Annotated in this window: 9 protein-coding genes; 4 read left to right on the top strand and 5 right to left on the bottom strand. The window is 72.0% G+C overall.

The genetic code is table 11. The features are described 5' to 3' along the window. Positions 1-422: 422 nt before the first annotated feature. Complete coding sequence (locus ACFY8W_RS37555; protein ID WP_391115667.1) at positions 423-1,430, bottom strand: stage II sporulation protein M; 1,008 nt, start codon at positions 1,428-1,430, stop codon at positions 423-425. A 131-nt stretch (positions 1,431-1,561) separates the two neighbouring features. Between ACFY8W_RS37555 and ACFY8W_RS37550 the strand changes: the two genes are divergently transcribed. Next, on the top strand, positions 1,562-2,656 hold the full coding sequence (locus ACFY8W_RS37550; protein ID WP_391115665.1) for an RDD family protein: 1,095 nt from the start codon (positions 1,562-1,564) through the stop codon (positions 2,654-2,656). Positions 2,657-2,688: 32 nt separating this feature from the next. Here ACFY8W_RS37550 and ACFY8W_RS37545 read toward each other — a convergent pair whose 3' ends face one another. Further along, positions 2,689-3,300: a hypothetical protein gene (locus ACFY8W_RS37545; protein ID WP_391115663.1), complete on the bottom strand. Its 612-nt coding sequence runs from the start codon at positions 3,298-3,300 to the stop codon at positions 2,689-2,691. 155 nt (positions 3,301-3,455) lie between these two features. Then, positions 3,456-4,910, bottom strand: a complete 1,455-nt coding sequence (gene ahcY / locus ACFY8W_RS37540; RefSeq protein ID WP_391115661.1) for an adenosylhomocysteinase — start codon at positions 4,908-4,910, stop codon at positions 3,456-3,458. Positions 4,911-5,894: 984 nt separating this feature from the next. Here ahcY and ACFY8W_RS37535 point away from each other — a divergent pair. From ACFY8W_RS37535 to lepB, 3 genes are all read left to right on the top strand, one after another. Next, on the top strand, positions 5,895-6,296 hold the full coding sequence (locus ACFY8W_RS37535; protein ID WP_391115659.1) for a PTS sugar transporter subunit IIA: 402 nt from the start codon (positions 5,895-5,897) through the stop codon (positions 6,294-6,296). A 5-nt stretch (positions 6,297-6,301) separates the two neighbouring features. Continuing rightward, complete coding sequence (locus tag ACFY8W_RS37530) at positions 6,302-6,454, top strand: hypothetical protein (RefSeq protein WP_391115657.1); 153 nt, start codon at positions 6,302-6,304, stop codon at positions 6,452-6,454. Positions 6,455-6,877: 423 nt separating this feature from the next. Beyond that, on the top strand, positions 6,878-7,546 hold the full coding sequence (gene lepB / locus ACFY8W_RS37525) for a signal peptidase I (protein ID WP_391115655.1): 669 nt from the start codon (positions 6,878-6,880) through the stop codon (positions 7,544-7,546). A 295-nt stretch (positions 7,547-7,841) separates the two neighbouring features. Here the strand turns inward: lepB and ACFY8W_RS37520 are convergent, their stop codons facing one another. Both ACFY8W_RS37520 and manA read right to left on the bottom strand, forming a co-directional pair. Then, complete coding sequence (locus ACFY8W_RS37520; protein ID WP_391115653.1) at positions 7,842-8,774, bottom strand: cation diffusion facilitator family transporter; 933 nt, start codon at positions 8,772-8,774, stop codon at positions 7,842-7,844. Between the two features lie 66 nt (positions 8,775-8,840). Then, positions 8,841-9,992, bottom strand: coding sequence for a mannose-6-phosphate isomerase, class I (manA, locus tag ACFY8W_RS37515; protein WP_391115651.1), 1,152 nt, complete (start codon positions 9,990-9,992; stop codon positions 8,841-8,843). Positions 9,993-10,296: the final 304 nt, after the last annotated feature.

Genomic DNA, 10,296 nt, shown 5'->3' with positions numbered 1-10,296 from the left:
CCCTCGCGGGCTTTCCTCCGGGCGCTTCCTTCGTTCTTGCGTTTCCGACTCTATCAGATCTTTTCGATCCGATTTCCTCGGTGCTTTCCGGTCCCGATTTCGACTTTCGTCTTTTCCGAGGCCTTCCGGCGTGATTCCGACTTTATCAGATTCATTTCCGTCGGCCTAATCGGCGACTTCGTGATTCGGATTAAGGAATCGAGGTGGCTCCGTCGTCACCGAACGCTTTCGCATTCTCGACCGGAGCGAGAGAGAGTCTAACTCCTTGCCCTCGAGCTTGTCCAGCTCCAGGCAACCGTTTGAATCTACCTCCCCACGCCACCCGTGTCAACGGGTTTTGCGGGCGAAGAGGAGACTAGCAGGTCAGCAGGGTGCTCCGCACATCGGCGGGTCAGGCACGGTCGGTGCGGGTCAGGCGCAGGTCAGGCGGCCGTCGGGAGCTCGGCGGTGCGGTCGGGTTCCGCGACGTCGCCGGTGTCGCCTGCGCGGGCCGCACGGCCACCGAGCACGTAGACGTACGCGAGGAATGCCAGCTCGGCGACGACGCCGATGGTGATCCGGGCCCAGGTCGGCAGGCCCGACGGGGTGACGAAGCCTTCGATCAGGCCCGAGACGAAAAGGACCAGGGCGAGGCCTATCGCCATGCCGATCGCGGCGCGGCCCTGCTGGGCCAGTGCGGCGCGGCGGGTGGTGGGGCCCGGTTCGATGACCGTCCAGCCGAGGCGGAGGCCGGTGCCGGCGGCGACGAAGACGGCGGTCAGTTCGAGGAGGCCGTGCGGGAGGATCAGGCCGAGGAAGACGTCCAGGCGGCCCGCCGAGGCCATCAGGCCGATGCCGATGCCGACGTTCAGCATGTTGGCGAAGAGGATCAGCAGCACCGGGATCCCGAGGAACGCGCCGAGGACCAGGCACATGGCGGCGGCCTGTGCGTTGTTCGTCCAGACCGCTGCCGAGAAGGACGCGGCCGGGTGGCTCGAGTAGTACGTCTCGTACTGGCCGCCGGGGCGGGTCATCTCACGGAGTTCGGCCGGGGCGCCGAGTGCGGACTGGACCTCGGGGTGCACGCCGATCCACCAGCCGATGAGGGCCGCGAGCAGCGTGGACAGGATCGCGGTCGGGATCCACCAGTGGCGGGAGCGGTAGACGGCGGCCGGGAAGCCGGCCGTCAGGAACTCCGCCGCGTCGCGCCAGGAGGCGCGGCGGGTGCCGGTGACCGTGGCGCGGGCTCGGGCGATCAGCTGGGTGAGCCGGGCCGTGAGCATCGGGTCCGGTGCGCTCGACCTGATGAGCGAGAGGTGGGTCGCGGTGCGCTGGTAGAGGGCGGCGAGTTCGTCGGCCTCGGCGCCGGTGAGGCGGCGGCCGCGGCGCAGCAGATGGTCGAGACGGTCCCACTCTGCGCGGTGGGCGGTGACGAAGACGTCGAGGTCCATGGTCGGCTGCTGCTCCAGGCACTGGGTGCGTACGGTCCGTACTACTGCGGCGCGCTGCGGGCCAGCTTGGCAGACTGACGTTCGGACCGGGTCCGTCAGGTCGAAGGTCGGGTGGGAGAAGGGTGGGCGCCGTGAGCGGAGTGGTGACGGGTGATGCCGTCTATCTGGGTCTGCAGCCGGCACGGCTGCCGAGCCGGGCACTGGCGTTGTTGCTCGACCTCGTCGTCGTGTGGGCGGCGTATCTGCTGATCGGCCTGGGGCTCACGGTCGCGACGGCCTCGCTCGACGAGGCTGCGGCGCGGGCGCTGGCCATCGCGTCCTTCCTGCTGGTCCTCGTCGGCGCGCCGATAGCCGTGGAGACGCTGTCGCACGGGCGGTCACTGGGAAAGCTGGCCTGTGGGCTGCGGGTGGTGCGTGAGGACGGAGGGCCCATCCGCTTCCGGCACGCGCTGATGCGCGGCGCGATGGGCGTCGTGGAGATCCTGATGACGTTCGGGGCCGTGGCGTGCATCGCCTCGCTGGCGTCGGAGCGCGGGCGGCGGATCGGCGACGTGTTCGCCGGGACGCTGGTGGTGCGCGAGCGGGTGGCCTCGGGCACTGGCATGGTGGTGCCGCCTCCGCCCCCGTGGCTGGTCGGACGGTTCGCCGGGCTGGACCTGTCGGCCGTGCCGGACGGGCTGTGGCTGGAGGTACGTCAGTACCTGACGCGGATGCGGCAGCTGGACCCGGCGATCGGGCAGCGGCTCGCGGAGCGGCTGGCCGACGAACTGGTGGCGCGGACCGGGGCTCCTCCGCCCCCGGGCGTGCCGGCCGCGGCGTATCTCGCGGGTGTGGTGGCCGAGCGGCAGGCGCGGGACGCGCGGCGGGCCTTCGCCGCGGGGCCGACGGGGAATCCCGGGGGTTCTGGCTTCTCTGGGGTTTCTGAGAGCTCTGGGTTTCCTGGGTTCTCTGGAAATCCCGGGACGTCCGGGGTTCCCGGGGTGTCGGGGCGGTCCGGAGTACCCGGGGTTGCCGGGAAGATGCCCGACTTCCCGGCAGCTCATGGCGGAGTTCCCGCGGCGGGCTCCGGCGCCGCTGCCGCTCCCGATCCCGCGCCCTCGCCCTCGCCCGCTGCATCGGCCGGCCGGCCAGGGCCGGCGGGCTCGGCGACCCCCGCTGCTGACCCTCCCGGGGCGGCCGCCCCGGCCGTTTCCCCGCCCGCGACCGGGTTCGCCCCGCCCGCCTGAGAGTCGGCCCGGGGCCCCGAGGCTCGCGAACGTCAGAAGACGTTCGGCGGGGATTCGAGTTCTTCGAGTTCGATGCCGGGGGCCGAGAGGACCACGTCGCCCGCGAGGTGGACGGTGTGCCGCTCGCCCGTGTCCAGGGCGCTGACCTGGTACTCGTCCACGATCAGAGGGCCGTTGTCAGTGGCGTGCGCTTCACTCTTCACCAGGGCCCAGGACTGGTCGACCGTCAGGGGGGCGAGGACGGGATCCGTGAAGGCGACGAGCCGGACGCGGGTCTCCGGGGAATCGGGGGTGAGGCGCAGGAGTCGGGAGATCGCGACGAGGAACGCCGGGGACGTGCCGGTGAAGGCGTGGGCGCGCACATTGCCTTCGCTGGCATGGGTTCCGGTGGGGTCGGTACGGACCCAGGTGACGCCGTCGAGGGCGGCGCCGCGGACTTGCCAGTGCGCGGCGTGCAGTTCGAGGCGGATGGGGCGCCCCAGGTCGTCGATGGCCAGGTCGACGGAGCCGGTCGGGTCGCCCGAGGGGGTCGTCGTCTGTGAGACGTAGCGCCAGCCGGAGGGGCCGGGCGCGCAGTTGAAGTGCTCTTCACCGAGGGGGGTGTGATCGTGCGGATCGTAGAGCGAATAGCGGCCGCGGGGCATGGGTCCTCGGGGTGCGTCCTGGAGCGGTAGGCAGAAGCCGTGGTCGCGGAACGTGGCAGGCCCCCGGCACGGGGGTGCGGGGGCCTGTCTGTTCCGCTACGGGTGCCCGTGACGGGCGGGTGGTCGGCCTGGACCGATCACCCGCCGGTCTGGGATCAGTAGCGGTAGTGGTCCGGCTTGAACGGGCCGTCGACCTTGACGCCGATGTACTCGGCCTGCTCCGGGCGGAGGGTCGTCAGCTTGACGCCGAGGGCGTCGAGGTGGAGGCGGGCGACCTTCTCGTCCAGGTGCTTCGGGAGCACGTAGACGTCGGTCGGGTACTCCTCCGGCTTGGTGAAGAGCTCGATCTGGGCCAGGGTCTGGTCCGCGAAGGAGTTCGACATCACGAAGGACGGGTGACCGGTCGCGTTGCCCAGGTTGAGCAGCCGGCCCTCGGACAGGACGATCAGGACCTTGCCGTCCTCGAACGTCCAGGTGTGGACCTGCGGCTTGACCTCGTCCTTGACGATGCCCGGGATCTTGGCCAGGCCGGCCATGTCGATCTCGTTGTCGAAGTGACCGATGTTGCCCACGATCGCCTGGTGCTTCATCTTGGCCATGTCGGCGGCCATGATGATGTCCTTGTTGCCGGTCGTGGTGATGAAGATGTCGGCCGTCTCCACGACCTCGTCGAGGGTCGTGACCTGGTAGCCGTCCATCGCCGCCTGCAGCGCGCAGATCGGGTCGATCTCGGTGACGATCACGCGGGCACCCTGGCCACGGAGGGACTCGGCGCAGCCCTTGCCGACGTCGCCGTAGCCGCAGACGACGGCGGTCTTGCCGCCGATGAGGACGTCGGTGGCACGGTTGATGCCGTCGATCAGCGAGTGGCGGCAGCCGTACTTGTTGTCGAACTTCGACTTCGTCACGGCGTCGTTCACGTTGATCGCCGGGAAGAGCAGGGTGCCAGCCTGCATCATCTCGTACAGGCGGTGGACGCCGGTGGTGGTCTCCTCGGTCACGCCGCGGATCTCGGACGCCAGCTGGGTCCACTTCTGCGGGCTCTCGGCGAGCGTGCGGTTGAGGAGGCGGAGGATGTAGCCGTACTCCTCGCTGTCCGCGGTGGCCGGGTCCGGGGCCGAGCCGGCCTTCTCGAACTCGACGCCCTTGTGGACGAGGAGGGTGGCGTCACCGCCGTCGTCGAGGATCATGTTCGGGCCGCCGGTGGGCGTGTTCGGCCAGGTCAGGGCCTGCTCCGTGCACCACCAGTACTCCTCCAGGGTCTCGCCCTTCCAGGCGAAGACCGGCACGCCCTGCGGGTTCTCCGGGGTGCCGTTGGGGCCGACGGCGATGGCCGCGGCGGCGTGGTCCTGGGTGGAGAAGATGTTGCAGGAGGCCCAGCGGACCTCGGCGCCGAGGGCGACCAGGGTCTCGATGAGGACGGCGGTCTGCACGGTCATGTGCAGCGAGCCGGTGATCCGGGCACCGGCCAGCGGCTGCTGCTCGGCGTACTCGCGGCGGATCGACATCAGGCCGGGCATCTCGTGCTCGGCGAGGGTGATCTCCTTGCGGCCGAACGCGGCCAGGGAGAGGTCGGCGACCTTGAAGTCCTGCTTGGCGACAGTCGTCATGACTGGAGCTGCTCCTCGTCAATCGGGTTCGAGGGATCGAGTGGGCACCTGGCACCGCGGCTGGGGGCGACGCGGGCATACGAATGCCCGGGTACTCCCGCGTGGGTCCGCGGTGCAGTCGTCGGAGGCCCTCTCTCCCTCGGCCGGTCCGTGTCCGGACCGCCCGACCGCCATCAGCAGCGACGTCTGGCTGGTCACGAATCTACACCGATCGGCGCAGCGGCCCACAGTCCGTCGGGCGCGGAACCCGTCTGGGATTCGGCCGGATACGGGCTCGACAGAAGGCTCCGTGCCCCTCACATTCGGGGCATTGCGGACTTTTGGCGCCCGGATGTGCGTACGGCGCGATGCCCGGGAGGCCGGAGCGAGGCAGCCCGGCGAACGTGCTGGGCGGCGCGGTCTCCGGTGCGCTCGCCGGCTTGGCGGGTGTGACGGGCGCCGTGCCGCACGGCGGGCTGGTCGTCGCCGTGCTCGGCGCCGTCGGCGGTGTGCCGATGTTCCTCCTCGCGGTGGCGGCGGGCACCGCCCTCGCCACCAGCGCGCTCATCGACATCCAGGAGCGGCGGAACCGGGCCGGGGTCGGGGCCGGGGCGCTGCCGGGGCGCTGCCGGCCGGTGCGGCCACGGAACCGGCCCGGGTCGCGGGGGCCGGTGCCGGAGCCGCCCGTACCGACAGGGCAGCGGAACCGGGCCAGGGCCGGGGCGCTGCCAGCCGGGGCGGCCGCGAAACCGGCCCGGGTCGCGGAACCCGCCCTCGCGAGGGCCGGTGCCGGAGCCGCCCGTACGGACAGGGCGGCGGAACCGGGCCGGGGTCGGGGCCGGGGCGCTCCCGGCCGGTGCGGCCACGGAACCGGCCCGGGTCGCGGAACCCGCCCTCGCGAGGGCCGGCGCCGGAGCCGCCCATACCGACAGGGCGGCCGCGCCAGTGGCCGTACCCGAACCTGCCGGCGTATCCGAACCTGCCGGCGTATCCGCAGTCGTGCCCATGCCTGCAGCCGTACCCGCCGTCGCGGCCGTGCCCGCAGTGGTGCCCGCACCGGCCGCCACGCCCGCCCCCGCGCTCCAGGAGCAGGAAGGTCAGGCGGAGGACGAGGTGCTGTCCGGGTGTCTGACCGGGCGGACCGTGAAGACGCGGCTCGATGCCGGCGACAAGGAGGCGGCGATCAGCGAGATGGCGGTGCTGCTCGCGACGACGGGGAAAGTGGCCGGCCTCGACGGGCCGGTCCGAACCGCGTTCGCACGGAAGGAGCAGGGCACCACCGGGCTGGGCGAGCAGATCGCCATCCCGCACGCCAAGACGGACGCCGTCACCGCGCCGGTGGTGGGCTTCGCCCGGTCGCCCGAGGGCGTCGAGCGGGTTCGCTCGACAGCACGAAAGCCCGGCTGATCTTCATGATCGCGGTGGCGGAGGCCGCCGCCGGGGACGAGCACCTGCGGATCCTCGCGCTGCTCTCCCGGAAGCTGATGGACGCGCGGTTCCGCGAGCGACTGCTTGAGGCGCCGGACCGGGCGGCCGTCCCGGGACTGCTCGGCGAGATCCGGTAGGCCCGTCCGGCCGGATACGCCCCTCCAGCCCGCAGCCCGGCCTGCCGGTGCCCCGCCCAGCCGGATACGCCCCTCCAGCCCGCAGCCCGGCCTGCCGGTGCCCCGCCCAGCCGGATACGCCCCTCCAGCCCGCAGGCCGGCCTGCCGGTGGCCCGCCCAGCCGGATACGCCCGACCAGCCCGCAGCCCGGCCTGCCGGTGCCCCGCCCAGCCGGATACGCCCGACCAGCCCGCAGCCCGGCCTGCCGGTGCCCCGCCCAGCCGGATACGCCCCTCCAGCCCGCAGGCCGGGTCGTCCGGCCGGGTGCATCCTCCCGTCGGAAGCTCACTGGGCAGTCGCCGGCTCCCAATCCACCGGCCCACCGCCGCCGTTGTCGGCGTGCGCCTATATGGTGCGGGCCGGACTGCTGGGAGGGGCTGAGGGATGAGACCCGGGCGGGGACTGCGGATCGCCGGCGGTGTGCTGCTGGCGCTGGGAGTGGTGCTGATGGTCGGCGGATGGGCGCTGCGGAGCGCGTATCCCGGCCACAACGTGCCCTCGGAGTCGATGCGGCCCACCTACGAGACGGGCGACATGATCTTCGCCGAGAGCGTCGAGCCGTCGGAGGTGCGGCGCGGCGACGTCGTTCTCGTCTCCGTGCCGGAGTGGGGCGTCGAGGAGGGACTCGCCGTGAAGCGGGTGATCGGGGTCGGCGGTGACCGGATCAGGGCCGACGGACGGCAGGTGTTCGTCAACGACAAGCCGCTCTCGGAGCCGTACGTGCTCGGGGGCGACCCGGTCGGGGGCTACCCCTTCGAGCAGATCGAGGTCCCGGAGGGCCGGCTGTTCCTGCTCGGCGACAACCGGGGCAACTCCCTCGACTCGCGCTTCCACCAGGAGCTCGACGGCGGGACTGTCCCGGTCACGGCCGTGCGGGAGCGGGCGATCGACAGTCCGGTGGGCGCTGTCGGTGCCGTCATCGGGTTCTTCGGGGGCTCGGTGGTGCTCCTCGTCGGGTTCGGTCTCGGCCTCGGCGGATGGCTGACCGGGCGGCGGGCGGCCCGTCGTACCGGACCGCCCGTTCCTCCCCCGTACGTCCAATCCCAGGCGTGACCGCGAAGGCCCGGCCAGCGCGCCTCGGGACAGACAGGGGTGATAGCCGCGGGTGGCGGCCCAGGTGGGACGACCCGCGGATGACAACTCGAGGGCGACGCACGCCAGAGGGTCACGGCCCCTGGAGCACAGCCCGACGGTGACGGCCTGCGGGTGACGGCGTGAGGTTGACGGCGTGAGGTTGACGGCGTGACATGCGGGAGGCCCCGGGCCTGATCACGATCAGGTCCGGGGCCTCCCGCATGTCCGGCGCGTCCGGCGTGCTCGGCCTGTCCGACGTGCTCGGTGTGTCCGGTCAGGCGCCCTTGGCCGCGGCCTTCTCGCTGTAGACGTCCGGCTCCAGGTAGATCACCCGGGCGATCGGGACGGCGGCGCGGATGCGCTCCTCCGCCGCGTCGATGGCGCGCGCCACGTCGCCGGCGGTGTCGTCGTGCCGGACCGCGACCTTGGCCGCGACCAGGAGCTCCTCCGGGCCGAGGTGGAGCGTGCGCATGTGGATGAGACGGGTGACGGTGTCGCCGTCGACGATGGCGGCCTCGATCTTCTTCACCTCGTCGATGCCAGCGGCCTCGCCGAGCAGCAGCGACTTGGTCTCGGCGGCGAGGACGATCGCGATGAGGACGAGCAGCACACCGATGCAGACGGTGCCGATGCCGTCCCAGACGCCGTTGTCGGTCAGCAGGGCCAGGCCGACGCCGCCGAGGGCGAGGACGAGACCGACGAGCGCGCCGAGGTCCTCCAGGAGGACGACGGGCAGCTCGGGGGCCTTCGCCCGGCGCACGAACTCCTTCCACGACAGGTTGCCGCGGATCGCGTTCGACTCCTTGATCGCGGTGCGGAAGGAGAAGCTCTCCGCGATGATCGCGAAGACGAGGACGCCCACCGGCCAGTACCAGGCCTCGATCGGGTGCGGGTGCCGGATCTTCTCGTAGCCCTCGTAGATGGCGAACATGCCGCCGACCGAGAAGAGGACGATCGAGACGAGGAAGGCGTAGATGTAGCGCTCGCGGCCGTAGCCGAACGGGTGCTGCGGGGTCGCCTCGCGCTGGGCCCGCTTGCCGCCGAGCAGCAGCAGTCCCTGGTTGCCGGAGTCGGCGAGCGAGTGGACGCTTTCCGCGAGCATCGAGGACGAACCACTGAAGAGGAACGCCACGAACTTGGCTGCGGCGATCGCGAGATTGGCGGCGAGCGCCGCCACGATCGCCTTGGTTCCGCCTGACGCGCTCATGGGTCTGTGTGTTCCCTTCGTCGGTTCGCAGCGCCGTCCGCCGCTGTACGGCGGGTCATTGTTCCATCAGGCCACGACGGTCGCGCGGAAGACCGTGCCCGCACCGGACAGTTCGGTCTTTTCGCCCGCCGGTACGAAGACGGACTCGCCCGGGGCGAGGGTGACTTCGCCGGCCTTCGGGCGGCCGGCGACGGCGAGCAGGATCTGCGGCGTCGGGGCGGTGAGGTCGGTCGGGGCGGCGCCCTCGGCCCGTACGAAACGGGACAGCCGGAACTCGTCGATGGGGGTGTCGTAGACCTCCTCGCCCGACGGGGAGGCCTCGGGGCGCAGGACGCCCGGGTCGGCCGGCTCGAAGCGGACGACACGGAGGAGTTCGGGGACGTCGACGTGCTTGGGCGTGAGGCCGCAGCGCAGCACGTTGTCGGAGTTGGCCATGATCTCGACGCCGAGGCCGTCGACGTAGGCGTGCGGGACGCCGGCGCCGAGGTAGAGGGCCTCGCCGGGCTGGAGCGTGACCGGGTTGAGCAGCATCGCGGCCAGCACGCCGGGGTCGCTGGGGTAGTGGTGGGCGATCCGGGCGTACGGGGTGTGTGCGCCGCCCAGGCGGGCGGCGGCGTGCGCGGCCTCGGCGACGGTGCGGGCCATCGCTTCGTGGTCGGCGGTCAGCAGCGCGGTCAGGACCTCGCGCAGCGCGGCCTCTTCGGGGTGGGCGTGGAGGAGGTCGACGTACGGCTTGAGGGAGTCCACGCCGAGCGCGGCCATGGTGTCGGCGGCCTCGACGGGCTCACGGAAGCCGCACATGCCGTGGAACGGCGTGAGCGCGCAGATGAGTTCGGGCTTGTGGTTGGCGTCCTTGTAGTTGCGCTCCGGGGCGTCCAGCGGGATGCCCGCGGCCTCCTCGGCGGCGAAGCCCTCGCGGGCCTGGGCGAGATCGGGGTGGACCTGGAGGGAGAGCGGGGCGCCGGCGGCGAGCACCTTGAAGAGGAAGGGCAGCCGGGGGCCGAACTTCTCGACGGCGGCCGTGCCGAGTTCCCGTACGGGATCGGCGTCGATGACCTCGTTGAGGGGGCCGCGCTCGGTACGGGAGGGGGCGCCGGGGTGGGCGCCCATCCACAGCTCGGCCTGGGGCTGGCCGGTGGGGGCGACGCCGAGGAGTTCCGGGATGGCCGTCGCCGACCCCCAGGCGTACGGACGGACGGTGTTGACGAGGCGGTCCATGGGGCTTCCAGCTCTTTTCAGTGCGGTGATGCGGGATGGACGTGGGGGCGTCAAAGGGGTGGGGGGCGGGTGGGTCGGGTGGGTCGGGTGGGTCGGTTCGTGCGGCTTGGGGCCGGCGAGGGGTTCGGAGAACTTGCCGGGAGCCCGCGCCTAGCCCGTACGTAGGTTGAGGGGGCCAGACCGAGCCTGACGGGGCCTGTTGGAACCTGACCGGCCTGGCGGGCCTGGCGGAACCTGACGGGCCTGACGGGCCTGACGGGCCTGACGGGCCTGACGGGCCGGCCGAGAGTCGGCCTGCTGGATC

Source organism: Streptomyces sp. NPDC012637, assembly GCF_042954805.1.
Classification (GTDB): Bacteria; Actinomycetota; Actinomycetes; order Streptomycetales; family Streptomycetaceae; genus Streptomyces.
This window is presented reverse-complemented; position numbering and strand designations above follow the sequence as displayed.